The 14,105-nt window shown below is 57.6% G+C and carries 14 protein-coding genes and 1 tRNA gene; 8 read left to right on the plus strand and 7 right to left on the minus strand.

From position 1 onward, the window contains the following. Positions 1-6 precede the first annotated feature (6 nt). Together pstA and DXXMK7_RS14930 are read right to left on the minus strand one after the other, a co-directional pair. Complete coding sequence (gene pstA, locus DXXMK7_RS14925; protein WP_038919781.1) at positions 7-1,653, minus strand: phosphate ABC transporter permease PstA; 1,647 nt, start codon at positions 1,651-1,653, stop codon at positions 7-9. Continuing rightward, positions 1,650-3,806 (minus strand): ABC transporter permease subunit, encoded by a 2,157-nt coding sequence (locus tag DXXMK7_RS14930; RefSeq protein ID WP_038919782.1) that lies wholly within the window; start codon positions 3,804-3,806, stop codon positions 1,650-1,652. Before DXXMK7_RS14930 ends, pstA begins: the two co-directional genes overlap by 4 nt. Before the next feature lie 222 nt (positions 3,807-4,028). Between DXXMK7_RS14930 and ppk1 the strand changes: the two genes are divergently transcribed. The 3 genes from ppk1 (at position 4,029) to DXXMK7_RS14945 (ending at position 8,571) form a co-directional block, all read left to right on the plus strand. Continuing rightward, the gene (gene ppk1, locus DXXMK7_RS14935) at positions 4,029-6,098 is read left to right on the plus strand and encodes a polyphosphate kinase 1 (RefSeq protein WP_038919783.1); all 2,070 of its coding nucleotides are present in this window, start codon (positions 4,029-4,031) and stop codon (positions 6,096-6,098) included. 4 nt (positions 6,099-6,102) lie between these two features. Beyond that, entirely contained in the window at positions 6,103-7,632 is a 1,530-nt protein-coding gene (ppx, locus tag DXXMK7_RS14940) for an exopolyphosphatase (RefSeq protein ID WP_038919784.1), read from the plus strand. 672 nt (positions 7,633-8,304) lie between these two features. Next, positions 8,305-8,571, plus strand: a complete 267-nt coding sequence (locus DXXMK7_RS14945; protein WP_013318889.1) for a DksA/TraR family C4-type zinc finger protein — start codon at positions 8,305-8,307, stop codon at positions 8,569-8,571. 47 nt (positions 8,572-8,618) lie between these two features. On the opposite strand, the gene DXXMK7_RS14950 is transcribed toward DXXMK7_RS14945, so the two are convergent. Beyond that, a complete protein-coding gene (locus DXXMK7_RS14950; protein ID WP_038919785.1) occupies positions 8,619-9,047 on the minus strand; it encodes a universal stress protein in 429 nt (142 codons plus the stop codon). 209 nt (positions 9,048-9,256) lie between these two features. Here DXXMK7_RS14950 and DXXMK7_RS14955 point away from each other — a divergent pair, with 209 nt between their 5' ends. Further along, entirely contained in the window at positions 9,257-9,619 is a 363-nt protein-coding gene (locus DXXMK7_RS14955) for a DUF4186 domain-containing protein (protein WP_038919786.1), read from the plus strand. A 12-nt stretch (positions 9,620-9,631) separates the two neighbouring features. Here the strand turns inward: DXXMK7_RS14955 and DXXMK7_RS14960 are convergent, their stop codons facing one another. Together DXXMK7_RS14960 and DXXMK7_RS14965 are read right to left on the minus strand one after the other, a co-directional pair. Next, positions 9,632-10,156, minus strand: a complete 525-nt coding sequence (locus DXXMK7_RS14960) for an isochorismatase family protein (protein WP_038919787.1) — start codon at positions 10,154-10,156, stop codon at positions 9,632-9,634. A 153-nt stretch (positions 10,157-10,309) separates the two neighbouring features. Next, positions 10,310-10,397 (minus strand) — tRNA-Ser (locus DXXMK7_RS14965). A gap of 247 nt (positions 10,398-10,644) precedes the next feature. Here DXXMK7_RS14965 and yccA point away from each other — a divergent pair. Both yccA and tusE read left to right on the plus strand, forming a co-directional pair. After that, on the plus strand, positions 10,645-11,301 hold the full coding sequence (yccA, locus tag DXXMK7_RS14970; protein ID WP_038667004.1) for an FtsH protease modulator YccA: 657 nt from the start codon (positions 10,645-10,647) through the stop codon (positions 11,299-11,301). Positions 11,302-11,469: 168 nt separating this feature from the next. Then, positions 11,470-11,799 carry a sulfurtransferase TusE gene (tusE, locus tag DXXMK7_RS14975; protein ID WP_038919788.1) on the plus strand — a complete coding sequence of 110 codons (330 nt, stop codon included), beginning with the start codon at positions 11,470-11,472 and terminating at the stop codon, positions 11,797-11,799. Positions 11,800-11,815: 16 nt separating this feature from the next. Here the strand turns inward: tusE and yccX are convergent, their stop codons facing one another. Continuing rightward, a complete protein-coding gene (gene yccX / locus DXXMK7_RS14980) occupies positions 11,816-12,094 on the minus strand; it encodes an acylphosphatase (RefSeq protein ID WP_038919789.1) in 279 nt (92 codons plus the stop codon). A gap of 204 nt (positions 12,095-12,298) precedes the next feature. Between yccX and hspQ the strand changes: the two genes are divergently transcribed. After that, positions 12,299-12,607 (plus strand): heat shock protein HspQ, encoded by a 309-nt coding sequence (gene hspQ / locus DXXMK7_RS14985; protein ID WP_013318896.1) that lies wholly within the window; start codon positions 12,299-12,301, stop codon positions 12,605-12,607. A 100-nt stretch (positions 12,608-12,707) separates the two neighbouring features. Here the strand turns inward: hspQ and DXXMK7_RS14990 are convergent, their stop codons facing one another. Further along, positions 12,708-13,121, minus strand: coding sequence for a CoA-binding protein (locus DXXMK7_RS14990; RefSeq protein ID WP_038919790.1), 414 nt, complete (start codon positions 13,119-13,121; stop codon positions 12,708-12,710). Positions 13,122-13,388: 267 nt separating this feature from the next. Between DXXMK7_RS14990 and DXXMK7_RS14995 the strand changes: the two genes are divergently transcribed. Further along, a complete protein-coding gene (locus DXXMK7_RS14995) occupies positions 13,389-14,036 on the plus strand; it encodes a DUF2057 family protein (protein WP_038919791.1) in 648 nt (215 codons plus the stop codon). The last annotated feature ends 69 nt before the right edge of the window (positions 14,037-14,105 follow it).

Consider the following 14,105-nt stretch of genomic DNA (forward strand, 5'->3'; position numbering starts at 1 on the left):
CGCCACTCAGAGCGACATCGCTCGGTATTTTTCACGCAGCACATGGCGAATGCCGATCGCTGCCAGATTCAACGCCACCACAATCAGCACCAGCAACAGCGCGGTGGTGTACACCAGCGGGCGGGCGGCTTCCACATCCGGGCTCTGAAACGCCAGATCATAAATCTGGAATCCCAGGTGCATGAATTTTCGCTCCAGATGCAGGTAGGGAAAGATATCATCCACCGGCAGCGCCGGCACCGACTTCACCACGCCCACCAACATCAGCGGCGCGGTTTCCCCCGCCGCTCGCGCCACCGCCAGAATCAGCCCGGTCATCATCGCCGGCACCGCCATCGGCAACACCACGCGCCACAGGGTTTCCGCCCGGGTCGCCCCCAGCGCCAGCGAGCCATGCCGCACCGACACCGGAATACGCGACAACCCCTCTTCGGTGGACACAATCACCACCGGCAGCGTCAGCAGCGCCAGCGTGAGCGACGCCCACAGCAGCCCCGGCGTACCGAACGTCGGGTTGGGCAACGACTCGGCGTAAAACAGGCTATCCAGCGTACCGCCTACCAGATAAACAAAAAATCCCAGCCCGAACACGCCGTAAACGATCGACGGCACCCCGGCCAGATTCGCCACGGCAATCCGCACCCAGCGCGTCAGGCTGTTGTTGTCGGCGTACTCGTGCAGATAGACCGCCGCCACCACCCCCAGCGGCATCACGATAACCGACATCAAGATAACCAGCAGCACGGTGCCGAAAATTGCCGGAAACAGCTGGCCGGGGCTGCTGTCGTCCGGCTCGAACCGGGTCAGCATAGTGCCCAGCACCTGCAGCGTCTGCTGCGCTTTTTCAGGGATTGTCATCGCATTCGGGTACCAGGCCCGGTCGATCATCCTGACCGGAATGGTATGCCGCTGTCCTTGCGCATCCCGCAGCAGAACGGCGCTACGGTTGATGTCGGCATTGAACGCTATCAGTTGCTGGTTAAGCGCATTGAAATGACGCTCCAGCTCGGTGCGTTCCGCTTTGAGGCGCGCCTGCGCCTGATCGCCCAAGCGGTTTTCCCGGCGCAGTTTCTCTTCCTGTAGCCGCAGCGCGTCGAACTGCTGATTAACCCGGTTCATCTCCCCCAGACGCAGGGTCTGGGCGCGCGCCATCAATTGCCGCACCTGCAAAATGCGTTGTTGCAGCGTCGACGACAGATTGTCGGATACCAGCGGCTGTCCGTCCTCGGTCATGCCGTCAAGATAGCCATAGGCCATACCGTTGGTGGTGCGGCGCACCGCCAGCACGTCGACGGGCTGGCGGGCATCCGTCACCGACGTGGACAGCACCGTCTGAAAGCTCTGGCCGTAAAACTCCCGCCACCCGGTCTTGAGCAGATAGCGGGTAGCGCCTTCGGCGGGCGCATTCTCGACGCCGGCATCCATCAGTTGTTGCCGGGTCAGACGCTGCGCGTCGTAGCGTTCGCCGATCAGTTGCTGCGCACTGCCCTGCGAATCCTGCAGGCTAAACAACCACACCGGCTGCGGCCACAGATAGCGCGCGCTCTGCCCGATCAGCAGCACAAATACCGCGATCATGGCAATCAGGCTGAAGGTAATGGCGGACGCCGTCAGCCATACCCAGGGCGTTCCGGTGCCGAACCAGCGCTTCATGACAATTCTCCTTCATCGCGATAGCGGCGACGCAGACGCTGGCGAATCACCTCCGCCAGCGAATTGACCACAAAGGTAAACACAAACAGCACCAGCGCGGCCAAAAACAGCACCCGATAATGCGCGCTGGACATCGCCGCTTCCGGCATCTCGATGGCGATATTGGCCGCCAGCGATCGTAACCCCTGAAACAGGCTGTTGTTCATAACCGGCGTGTTGCCGGTCGCCATCAGCACAATCATGGTTTCGCCCACCGCACGGCCGAAGCTAAGCACCAGCGCGGCGAAAATACCGGAACTGGCCGACGGCAGCACCACCCGCCACAGCGTTTGCCACGCCGTCGCCCCCAGCGCCAGCGACCCCTGACTCAGCCGCGCCGGCACGCTGAACAGCGCATCCTCCGCCAGCGAAAAAATCAGTGGGATCAGCGCAAACCCCAGCGCCACCCCGGCCACCAGCGTATTACGCTGGCTGAAATGATCGCCCATCCACTGCCAGAGCGGCTGCCCCAGCAGGCGCATTTCCAGCCACGGCCCCAGCCAGCAGGCCAGCGCCAACATCAACAACATCGCCGGTATCAGCAGTAATGCATCCCAGCCCGTCGACACGCCGCGTCGCCAGCGCCCGGGCAATTGCTCCAGCAACCAACCGCATCCCAGCACGGCCAGCACCCACAGCGGCGGCAGCAGCAGAATGGCGGCCAGATAGGCGGCCATGTGCGGCGCCAGCCAGAGCGCGGCAATCAACCCGATCACCACCGTCGGCAACGCGCCCATGATTTCCATCGCGGGTTTAACCCAGCGCCGCAGCGCCGGCGCCATGAAGCAGGCGGTGTAAATCGCGGCGGCCAGCGCCAGCGGCGCGGCGAACAGCATGGCGTAGAGTGCGGCTTTGAAGGTGCCGGTCAACAACGGGACCAGACTGAATTTGGCCTGATAGCTGTCGTCGGCGGCGGTCGGCTGCCAGACATAATCAGGTTCGGGATAGTTTTCATACCAGAGTTTCTGCCATAGCCCGCGCCAGCCGATATCCGGGTAGGCGTTGTCCAACTGATAGGGTTGCCAGCCCGCGTCCGTTTCCACCAGCAGCGCCCGCCCGCGGGGAGAAAACGCCGCCAGCCTGGCCTGCGGTGCCAGCAAAGCGCTCATCAGCTCGCCGGATTGTTTGCTGGCGAACAGCGAGAAATGCCCCTGTGGGTCGAGGGTGGCGAAAACGCGGCGACGCGGTTCGATCACCAGTTGCAACTGCCGTCCTACCGTGGGGAAAGTACGAATCTCACTCAGACGCGGCCCTTGCGCCGCCGGGGTATCGAACCACTGGCTGACCCGCCCATCGGCGGACTTCACCAGCAACGAATGGCCGCCCGCCAGCAGTGATAACGACAACGGCGCCGTTCCCGGCAACGTCACCGTTTCGCGAGCGGTAAGCGCTTGCTCACCGTGTTGCCATACCGTCAGACGATTGTCGTTCAGGGTATAGAGCTGTTGCCCGTCCGGCGTCAGCAGCAGTTGTTCTGCCGGTTCGGTCAGCGTGGCCTGCCCGACGGACTGTGCGCCGGCGGCCGTCAGCGAATAGAGCTGCAACAGGTTATCGCCGCCAATCATCGCCACCCGCAGCACATCGCCTGACTCGGCGACCGCCAATTGCCGCAGCGGCGGCAGCGCGCCGGCCAGCAGAAGCGGGCGCTCACCCAGCGGATATCGCCACTGCGGCGCGCCAGCGCCGGACAGCGGCATTTCCGGACGCACCACGCTCAGCGCGCCGTCAGCCTGCCCCATGACCAGTAGCGGGCGCTCACCGACGCTCATCGCCGCCAGCGCTACCGACGGCGCTAATGGCACGCGCGCTACGGACTGACCGCGTTCAAGCGCGATGAATTCGCCGTAACCGGCCGTATCCACCCGGAAAGCCCAGCGCCCGTTGTCGTTGATGCCGAGCGCCAGCGCCGGCTCGCGGGTATCGACCGCCACCGGCGCCAGCGGCCGAATCGACGCAGAGGAAAACAGCGGGATCACCACATACAGCAGATAGAAAAAAATCAGCAGCAGCGCCAGCAACACCAGCCACCCGCTCCCCACCACAATCCGGCGCGTCAACCGGTCGATAAACGCCCGCTGTCTGTCCCGGTAAGGTAAATTGCCTGTGTCTGCCATGCGTCGCCGTTGTTCCTGCCGTGTCGTGAACCTGTCCGTCCTCTTGCGTAAATGAAGAGGAAGTTAAATTCCCCGTCACTGACGGGGTAACATATGTTGCCTTTACGCCTGTAATATGACAATGGTAAGTCGATACGCGCATTCGCTTTTATCGTCATTTGCGCGCCATAATGAACGTGGATATTAGCTACACTTAAGTCAAAATAGTGTAACGGAGCGACAATGAGTCAGGACAAACTCTACATAGAAAAAGAGTTGAGTTGGTTATCCTTTAATGAGCGTGTGTTGCAGGAAGCGGCGGACAAAACCAATCCGTTAATCGAACGGATGCGGTTTCTCGGCATCTATTCCAACAATCTGGACGAGTTCTACAAAGTTCGCTTTGCCGACCTGAAGCGCCGCATCCTGATCAACGAAGAACAAGGCTCCGCCGGCGAACTGCGCCATTTGCTCGGCAAAATTCAGACCCGGGTACTGAAAACCGACCAACTGTTCGACAATCTGTACAACGAACTGCTGCTGGAAATGGCCCGCAACCAGATCTTTCTGGTGAACGAGCGTCAGGTTTCCCCCAACCAGCAAATCTGGTTGCGCGAGTACTTCCGGCAAAATCTGCGCCCGCATATCACGCCGATTCTGATTCTGCCGGAAACCAATCTGGTGGAATTTCTGAAAGACGATTACACCTATCTGGCGGTGGAAATCATCCGGGGCGAGAAGACCGATTACGCGCTGCTGGAAATCCCGTCCGACAAAGTGCCGCGTTTCGTCGACCTGCCGCCGGAAGCGCCGCACCGCCGCAAGACCATGATTCTAATCGACAATATTCTTCGCTATTGTCTGGACGATATTTTCCGCGGCTTTTTCGATTTCGACGCGCTCAATGCCTACTCGATGAAAATGACCCGCGACGCCGAATACGATCTGGTCACCGAAATGGAATCGAGTCTGCTGGAACTGATGTCCTCCAGCCTGAAGCAGCGTCTGACCGCCAAGCCGGTGCGCTTCGTCTATCAGCGCGATATGCCGGACGCGATGGTGGAGTGCCTGCTGAACAAGCTGGATATCTCCTCCTACGACTCGGTGATCCCCGGCGGCCGCTATCACAATTTCAAAGACTTCATCGGTTTCCCGAATATCGGCCGCGCCAATCTGGTCAACAAGCCGCTGCCGCGTTTGCGCCATAGCTGGTTCAGCCAGTTCCGCAACGGGTTTGACGCCATCCGTCACCGCGACGTGCTGCTTTACTATCCGTACCATACTTTCGAGCATGTGCTGGAACTGCTGCGTCAGGCCTCTTTCGACCCGAGCGTGTTATCGATCAGGATCAATATCTACCGCGTGGCGAAAGATTCCCGCATCATCAACTCGATGATCCACGCCGCCCACAACGGCAAAAAGGTCACGGTGGTGGTGGAACTGCAGGCGCGCTTTGACGAAGAAGCCAACATTCACTGGGCCAAACGGCTGACGGAAGCGGGCGTTCACGTTATCTTCTCGGTGCCGGGGTTGAAGATTCACGCCAAACTGTTCCTGATTTCCCGCAAGGAAGGGGACAACATCGTGCGCTATGCCCACATCGGCACCGGCAACTTCAACGAGAAAACCGCGCGCCTGTACACCGATTACTCGCTGCTCACCGCCGACGAACGCATCACCAACGAAGTGCGCCGGGTGTTCAACTTCATTGAAAACCCGTACCGGCCGGTCAGCTTCGACCATCTGCTGGTGTCGCCGCAAAATTCCCGCGCACGTCTCTATCAGATGATCGATCAGGAAATCGCTAACGCACAATCGGGTCAGGAAGCGAAAATCACCCTAAAAATCAACAATCTGGTGGATAAAGGACTGGTAGACCGCCTGTACGCCGCTTCCAGCGCCGGGGTAAAAATCAACCTGCTGGTTCGCGGCATGTGTTCGCTGATTCCAGAACTCCCCGGGATCAGCGATAATATTCGTGTCATCAGTATTCTGGACCGCTATCTGGAGCACGATCGCGTCTATGTGTTCCACAATGGCGGCGACCACAAGGTCTTCCTGTCGTCCGCCGACTGGATGACACGCAATATTGATTACCGTATCGAAGTCGCGGTGGAAGTGCTTGATCACAGGCTTAAGGGCCGGGTGCTGGACATTCTGGATATTTTGTTCAGCGATACGGTAAAAACCCGTGTGGTAGACAAGGAACAGAGCAATCGCTACGTCACCCGCGGCAACCGGCGCAAGATACGCGCCCAGAATGCCATCTATGACTATATCAAGGCGCTTGAGCAACCCGGAGAACAGGCCTGACCCAATGCCTTTAACGAATCACAATACCGAACAACCCCAGGAATTCGCGGCTATCGACCTGGGGTCCAACAGTTTCCACATGGTGGTCGCCCGCGTCGTCAATGGCGCACTGCAGGTACTCAGTCGCCTGAAACAACGCGTGCATCTGGCCGACGGGCTGGACAGCCAGAACCGGCTGAGCGAGGAGTCCATCCAGCGCGGGCTGAGCTGTCTGGCGCTGTTTGCCGAGCGACTGCAGGGTTTTCCCGCTACTAACGTGTCGATTGTTGGTACTCATGCCCTGCGGCAGGCGGTCAACGCGCAGGATTTTCTGCGCCGCGCCGCTAAGATTATTCCCTACCCGATCGAGATCATCTCCGGCCATGAAGAAGCCCGTCTGATCTTCATGGGGGTGGAACACACCCAGCCGGAAAAAGGCCGCAAGCTGGTGATCGACATCGGCGGCGGTTCTACCGAACTGGTGATCGGCGAGGACTTTGAACCCATGCTGGTGGAAAGCCGCCGCATGGGTTGCGTCAGCTTCGCCCAGCAGTTTTTCCCCAACGGCGAAATCAGCGAGGCCAACTTCCGGCGCGCCCGGCTGGCGGCGGCCCAGAAGCTGGAAACCCTGGCGTGGGAATACCGTATTTACGGCTGGGACTATGCATTGGGCGCTTCCGGCACCATCAAAGCCACGTGTGAAATTCTGGTGGCGATGGGGGAAAAGGACGGGCTGATCACCCCGGAACGGCTGGAAATGCTGCGCGAGCGCATCCTGCAATTCAAAAACTTCCGTGCGGTTAGCCTGCCCGGTCTGACCGAAGATCGTCAGAGCGTGCTGGTGCCGGGCTTCGCCATCCTGTGCGGCGTGTTTGACGCGCTCGCGATCAAGGAGCTCCGCCTGTCGGACGGCGCTTTGCGCGAGGGGGTGCTGTACGAAATGGAAGGCCGCTTCCGCCATCAGGATATCCGTATCCGTACCGCGCAAAGTCTGGCCAGCCACTACAATATCGACCGGGAGCAGGCTAAACGCGTACGAGAAACCGCTGAACAGCTTTACGCCCAATGGGCGCAGCAGAACCCGTCGCTGGTGCATCCGCAACTGGAAGCGTTGCTGAAATGGTCGGCCATGCTGCATGAGGTAGGGCTGGGCATCAACCATAGCGGTATGCATCGCCATTCGGCCTATATTCTGCAAAACACCAACCTGCCGGGCTTCAATCAGGAGCAGCAGCAGTTGCTGGCCCTGACGGTGCGGTTGCATCGCAAGGCCGTCAAGCTGGAAGAGTTGCCGCGTTTCAACCTGTTCAAAAAGAAGCAGTACCTGCCGATGGTGCAACTGTTGCGCCTCGCCACCCTGCTGAACAACCAGCGTCAGGCGACCACCACGCCGAAAACGCTACGTCTTATCGCCAGCGAAACGGCGTGGACGCTGATCTTCCCGCACGGGTTCTTCAACCAGAACATGCTGGTACAGCTTGATCTGGAACGAGAACAGCAATACTGGGAAGACGTTAGCGGCTGGAAATTGCACATCGAAGAAGAACTGGTCTGATTGTTTTCCAGGCCGGCAGCGCCTCCGGGTTTGCTGTCCGGCCTGTTATTACGGTGCATTTGCTTTTTTCCGTGACACCATTCACAGAATCATCATCAACAGCACGTCTGGCTACCCCACTCCACGCTTTTTGCCCCACTCACATTGACCATCCCGCAGGCTTGTGCCTAAATAAAATACAGCGAATGTCCGCGATAACAGGAAATAGAGCATCCATGTCCACCATTATCCACAAACGGCGCATAGCCCTGCGTCAGCGACGACGATCCGGTACGCGCATAGCCCGTACTGTACTAATGATTAGTTTTATTATTCTGCTTGGTCGTTTTGCCTATTCCGCCATCGGCGCTTTTCTCCATCACCAGAACACACAGCAACCACGTGTCGAACAGTCTGTTGCACCTGCTGTCGCTTCGACGACCGTGACTCCCCAACGCGAATAGCATCTTGTTGATGCTGTTGATGTCGTGACAAATGCCGAAAGCTATTGCATCCTGTGCCGTAGTCGGATGACGTTATGCTTTTTTAGGCCCCCGCGCGTTCCACCCGTCATTTCATGCCATACTCAGAATGCGTTTCCATGCTGCATATGTTTTATGCTGGCAATAGGTTTCACACAGACATAGGCTTCACAAAAATAATAGGGTCCCATACTGACAATAGAGGTGCGTCATGGCCAGTGGCTGGTCTAATGACGGTGCAGTGCAGGAGCAAATCGACGCGACGGTGGATGATGCCATCGCCCGCGCCCGCAGCCTGCTGCATCAGGGCGACAGCGCAGAGTATTGCGAGGAATGCGGCGAAGCCATCCCGCAGGCACGCCGTCTGGCGCTACCGGGTGTTCGCTTCTGCGTGCAGTGTCAGGAAAAGCTGGATAAGAAACAGGCCGTCAACAGCGGTTATAACCGACGCGGCAGCAAAGACAGCCAGTTACGCTGAAAGACGAGGCCGCTAATGCCAGCGTGACACGGGCCTCGCCGGCCGGTTTACCTCACCACCAACACCGATGTCTGGGCATGGCGGACGATCGCCGCGGCGTTCGACCCCAGCAGATAGGTCTTCACATTCGGGCGACGCGAACCAATCACAATCAGATCGGCTTCAATTTCCTGAGCCAGTTCCAACACTTCATCGCGCGGAATACCGAAACTGATACTGTGAGACAGCTTGTCCGCCGGCAAATCGATGGTTTTCATCAAGGTATGCAGCTTCTCATCCGCTTTGATCACCGCTTCATTCTCAAACTCCTTGATGCCAAACGAGTACGCCGACATGAACGCCGAAGCGTCAGGCAGTGCATGAAACAGGTGGACGGTAGCGCCGGACTGCCTGGCCAGAGCCACGGCATGTGACAACGCCTTTTGGGTCAACGCTTCTTCGTCAATATCCACGGGTACTAAAATGGTCTTGTACATCATGCCCCCTTGAGTTAGCCACCGCTGTATTGAAAGCGTAGCCCCGTTTGCGGTCGCACGACGTCGTTTTTGAGGTATTTGTGAAGCGGCGCCGGATTTGCGCCGTAATATTACCAATACAATACAAACGGTTATCCTGTGGACCTTGCCCTCACCCGGCGTCGGGAGTAGTCTTGGCCCACTCAGACCATTACCCACAGATTTCGGGCATGACAACACTTGATGAGCTGTTTTCCCGGCTGTCACGCTCCCGCTTCCGCCAGCGTTTTCATCTGGGCGCCAAAGAGCGCGACTATTGCTTCAGCAAAGGCAAGACGCTGATTGCGTCTCACGCCGCCGATTTTATCGCTCAACGGCTGGCGCCGGCGGAGCCCGCCAACGACGGCAAACAAACCCCGATGCGTGGCCATCCGGTGTTTATCGCTCAGCACGCCACCGCAACCTGCTGCCGGGGCTGTCTGGAGAAATGGCATCACATCGAACAGCACCGCCCACTGAACGATGATGAACAGCGCTATATCGTCGAGGTGATTCTGCGTTGGCTTGAAAACGATCTGCTCAGTTCACCTTAAGCAGCGCACGCATCAGGCCGGGGCCTGCCACGCGCGCAGGATAACCTCGGTGTCTTCCACCCGCAGCGTATTGCCGGGAATGATGAAATCGCGCCAGACATCATTATGCTGGGCAATCAATTGTGCCGCGCTAACCGCCCGACGGTCCGCCGTGGTATGGGCATCGCCCGCTACCGTCTGGGCGTAGCCGCGGCTGGCGGCATTTTTGATGGTGGCATCGACGCAATAGTCGGTAGCGCAACCACATACGGTGAAATGCCGAACATCAAGACGGTTCAACGTGTCTGCCAACTCAGTGCGATAAAACGCATCACAGGCGGTTTTGGTGACGGATATCGCGTTCGCGGGACGATGCAGCGAGGGCAACAACTGCCATGCTTCGCTGCCGGGCGGCATATCTGCGTCCGCATGCTGAATGAAAACGGTCTGATCCGCCGCGTCAATCAACCGATTGATACGCTCAACCACGATATCCTGCTGATAACGCGGCGTGGCGAACACCCCGTTCTGCATATCAACAACGATTAACACCTGCATGTTTTTCTCCAGAACCCATAGCGCAAGGCACTATCATACCGCGTCACCGGGCAGGCTATAACGACATGAGCGGAAATTTGGAAGCGGGCTCGAAGACTGGAACATCGGCGCAAACGAAAACGGGCCAGCATAATGCTGACCCGTTAATAATTTTGGCGGAGGAGTAGAGATTCGAACTCTAGAACGCTTTCGCGTCGCCGGTTTTCAAGACCGGTGCCTTCAACCACTCGGCCACTCCTCCGCAACGACGCGAACTATAAACAGTGTGCCGGATATTGTAAAGCGACACATCGCTCAATCGCCTGAAAAACAGGCAGCAACCGATTGAAAGCGTACAAAATCGCCATCAGGCTCAAGCGTTGATTATCAACAGTGTACTTTTATCGTCAACAGCGTAAAGAAGGGTAAAACGGCTTTAATAACATAATGCAACTACTTACTCTCTTTAAAGACAACAATGGCCCCCTTAACTAGAGAGAGTCGTTATTATGGACCGCATTATTGCCTCCACCACTCGCGAGCAATCGCTACTCAGTACCCACAAGGTACTTCGTAATACCTATTTCCTGCTGTCGCTGACGCTGGGTTTTTCCGCCGTCACCGCCACCCTTAGCACCGTACTGAACCTGCCATCGCCGGGTCTGATCCTGACGCTGGTCGGCTTTTACGGCCTGATGTTCCTGACATATCGTCTGGCGGACCGCCCGGCGGGTATTCTGGCCGCGTTCGCACTGACCGGCTTTATGGGCTATACCCTCGGCCCATTGCTGAGCACGCTAATCGCTGCCGGCGCCAGCGACATCATCATGCTGGCGCTGGGCGGCACGGCACTGGTGTTCTTCTGCTGCTCCGCCTACGTGCTGACCACCCGCAAGGACATGTCTTTCCTGTCCGGCATGCTGATGGCTGGCTTCGTGGTGCTGCTGGTGGCGACGATTGCCAACCTGTTCCTGAATCTGCCGGGGCTGCATCTGGCTATCAGCGCGATGTTTATCCTGTTCTCCGCCGGTGCGATTCTGTGGGAAACCAGCAACATCGTCCACGGCGGCGAAACCAACTACATTCGTGCGACAGTCAGCCTGTATGTTTCCATCTACAACCTGTTTGTCAGCCTGCTGAGCCTGTTGGGGATGTCACGAGAGTAATCGGACGCCGACATCGGACTCCTCCAGACAAGGCGCCTTCGGGCGCCTTGCGTTTTTTTGCGAGCATGAAGACCGCAGGGTACGTTTCAAACAGCACCTTGCGCCATCTTCTGTGTGCGCGGCAAAGTTTGCTAGACTAGGCGTGTTTTCACGTCATACCGAGGCAATATGTTAGTGTTTGAAGACCGGGTCATCGATACCGATGCCCAGGGATATTTGAAAGACAGCAGCGACTGGCAGGAAGGCCTGGCCCCCATGCTGGCGGAACAGGAAGGCATCACGCTCACTGATGCGCACTGGGAAGTCGTGCGCTTTGTCAGGGCATTCTACATCGAATTCAATACCTCGCCCGCCATCCGTATGCTGGTTAAAGCGATGGCCCAGAAATACGGCGAGGAGAAAGGCAACAGCCGCTATCTCTACCGCCTGTTTCCCAAGGGCCCAGCCAAACAGGCGACCAAAATTGCCGGGCTGCCGAAACCGGTGAAATGCATCTGAATATTCAGGCGCGGGTTCAATAGCGAATGGTAAAATCGCGCTCATCGGTGGCGGGGTGCGGCTCCATCAGCACCTTGTCCACCCGGGCATGGCGCGGCCCTCCTTGCTTTAGCCAGGCCACCAGTTGCTCTACGGCATGCGTCTCGCCGCTGGCGACCACCTCCACGCTGCCGTCATCGCAGTTTCTGACGTAGCCGCGTACCCCCAACTGGCGAGCCTGCAACTGGGTGTGATAACGAAATCCCACCCCTTGCACCATTCCGTAAACCCAGGCAATCACGGATACCGTCGACATCTCTTCCCCCTCAAACGCCACTGAATGCAGTGTAAAAATACGTCAGAGTTAACGCATTTTCGCCATCGTTCAGCCTATTATTAGTACAATAAACAGACCGACTGGCTAAGCCGTCCTGATGAAGATCGCCACCGCACCTGATGACTTGAAAACCACGCGCCATCCCCCCATTTAGGGTACGTAATACGTTTCTCGGGAGGTCATATGATTAACTGTAAATTCACCATCGGACAGCAGATTCGTCATAAACTACTGGGGTACCCCGGCGTCGTCATCGACATTGATCCTGAATACTCCCTTGAGCAACCGAAATGGGAGGAGCTTGCGGTCAATGATACCCTGCGAACGGCGCCCTGGTATCACGTGGTGATGGAAGATGAGCAGGGCCGCCCGATTCATACCTATCTGGCGGAAGAGCAACTGGTCAATGAAGACCCCAATCCTTCTGAGCACCCATCGCTGGATGAACTGGCCGCCACGATCCGACGCCGCGCCCCGCGTCTGCTGCACTGACATGTAATGATTGCGGCGCTCGTTTGCCGCCAGCCGCGCGTTTACCACCAGTATTGCCTCCACCGGGAAATGCTCCCCACCGGGAAACGAGGCAGGCCGCTTATTTTTCCAGCCCCAATCGGGGAATTTCAATTTTCGGACAACGATCCATCACTACCGTCAGTCCCGCATCATGCGCCAGTACCGCCGCGGCTTCATTGATGACGCCGATTTGCAGCCACAGCACCCGCGCACCGATAGCTATCGCGTCCTGTGCGACTTCAAACGCGGCGTCCGGCTGGCGAAAGACATCGACCATATCAATCGGTTCCGGAATATCGCTCAGTGACGCATAGGCGGCTTGCCCCAACAGGGTTTGCCCCGCCAGACGCGGGCTGACCGGAATCACCCGGTATCCCTGCCCAAGCAGATAAGCCATCACTCCGTAACTGGGGCGCGAAGGGTTCTCGCTAGCCCCGACCAGCGCAATGGTTTTCACCTGGTTCAGTACCGCTTTAATATCGCTGTCTTGCATGGTTGACTCCGTGACCGTTGACCCGATGAACGCCCGCTCTCAGACATGATGCCGGAAAACCCGAAGGCGTCAGGCGCTGCCTGTTATCAGTGTAACGCAGAATACCAGCGCCGATATGTCGTGCCGGTAAAATCCATCGGCAGGCTCACCACAAGCGCGTCGTGCTACCTTATTACGCATTAATAACCAAATATTTCATTTTTTAAATTTTGACACATTCTGTCCATTACTGAACAATACGACGATCAGATCCGTAATGAGGCATGTATGAAAACAATTCCCGCTATCGCCGCCACGCTGTGGTTGCTCACGCTCAGTTCTCTGGCGATGGCGACGACGCTGAAACTCAGGCCCGATATTGAGCTGATGATGGTCGACGGGAAAAAGGTCTCCGGTTCGCTGCTCAACGGCGCAGACAGCCTCGAACTGGAAAAGGGGTATCATCAAATCGTTTTTCAGGCGCTGCGAACGGTTGGATCATCCGCCGGGACAAAACAAACCTATCGCTCGCCCGGTCTGATTGCCGTATTCGACGCGCACAACCTCAACGAAGTTTCCATCCGCCTTCCGGACCTGGAAAGCCCGAATGCGCAGCGGGATTTCAGCCAGTCACCCGATTATCAACTGGTGGACAGCAAAAATCTGCCCATCCCGATCCGCACCGATGTGTTGCGCGCCGGCGAAGTGGAATTGTCCGGTGAAATCGAAAAACGCATGGCTGACTACAACCGTTCGAGCCAACCGGCGGCTGTCATCACCTTCGCGCTGCAATCCCCCGCGAAGACTTCCGCCACTACCAACACGCCAGCCAATCCGCTGGATCCGCTCGGCATCATGCAGTACTGGTTTCAGCAAGCCGACAAAGGAACGCGCCAGCGATTTCTGGAATGGGCGAAGGAAAGAGAAGCCCACTAAGCATGCTGATTTTACAGGCAAAAAGCGCTGTTTTTGGAAAGATGCTCGCATTTTTTCAGTCTGCCGCTT

This window comes from Dickeya sp. MK7 (assembly GCF_000406305.1).
Classification (GTDB): Bacteria; Pseudomonadota; Gammaproteobacteria; order Enterobacterales; family Enterobacteriaceae; genus Dickeya; species Dickeya fangzhongdai.

What these genes read in the sequence shown, in the direction of transcription:
- pstA (WP_038919781.1), bottom strand. Translation starts at nt 1,653, where the DNA reads ATGAAGCGCTGGTTCGGCACCGGAACGCCCTGGGTATGGCTGACGGCG.
- DXXMK7_RS14930 (WP_038919782.1), bottom strand. Translation starts at nt 3,806, where the DNA reads ATGGCAGACACAGGCAATTTACCTTACCGGGACAGACAGCGGGCGTTT.
- ppk1 (WP_038919783.1), top strand. Translation starts at nt 4,029, where the DNA reads ATGAGTCAGGACAAACTCTACATAGAAAAAGAGTTGAGTTGGTTATCC.
- ppx (WP_038919784.1), top strand. Translation starts at nt 6,103, where the DNA reads ATGCCTTTAACGAATCACAATACCGAACAACCCCAGGAATTCGCGGCT.
- DXXMK7_RS14945 (WP_013318889.1), top strand. Translation starts at nt 8,305, where the DNA reads ATGGCCAGTGGCTGGTCTAATGACGGTGCAGTGCAGGAGCAAATCGAC.
- DXXMK7_RS14950 (WP_038919785.1), bottom strand. Translation starts at nt 9,047, where the DNA reads ATGTACAAGACCATTTTAGTACCCGTGGATATTGACGAAGAAGCGTTG.
- DXXMK7_RS14955 (WP_038919786.1), top strand. Translation starts at nt 9,257, where the DNA reads ATGACAACACTTGATGAGCTGTTTTCCCGGCTGTCACGCTCCCGCTTC.
- DXXMK7_RS14960 (WP_038919787.1), bottom strand. Translation starts at nt 10,156, where the DNA reads ATGCAGGTGTTAATCGTTGTTGATATGCAGAACGGGGTGTTCGCCACG.
- yccA (WP_038667004.1), top strand. Translation starts at nt 10,645, where the DNA reads ATGGACCGCATTATTGCCTCCACCACTCGCGAGCAATCGCTACTCAGT.
- tusE (WP_038919788.1), top strand. Translation starts at nt 11,470, where the DNA reads ATGTTAGTGTTTGAAGACCGGGTCATCGATACCGATGCCCAGGGATAT.
- yccX (WP_038919789.1), bottom strand. Translation starts at nt 12,094, where the DNA reads ATGTCGACGGTATCCGTGATTGCCTGGGTTTACGGAATGGTGCAAGGG.
- hspQ (WP_013318896.1), top strand. Translation starts at nt 12,299, where the DNA reads ATGATTAACTGTAAATTCACCATCGGACAGCAGATTCGTCATAAACTA.
- DXXMK7_RS14990 (WP_038919790.1), bottom strand. Translation starts at nt 13,121, where the DNA reads ATGCAAGACAGCGATATTAAAGCGGTACTGAACCAGGTGAAAACCATT.
- DXXMK7_RS14995 (WP_038919791.1), top strand. Translation starts at nt 13,389, where the DNA reads ATGAAAACAATTCCCGCTATCGCCGCCACGCTGTGGTTGCTCACGCTC.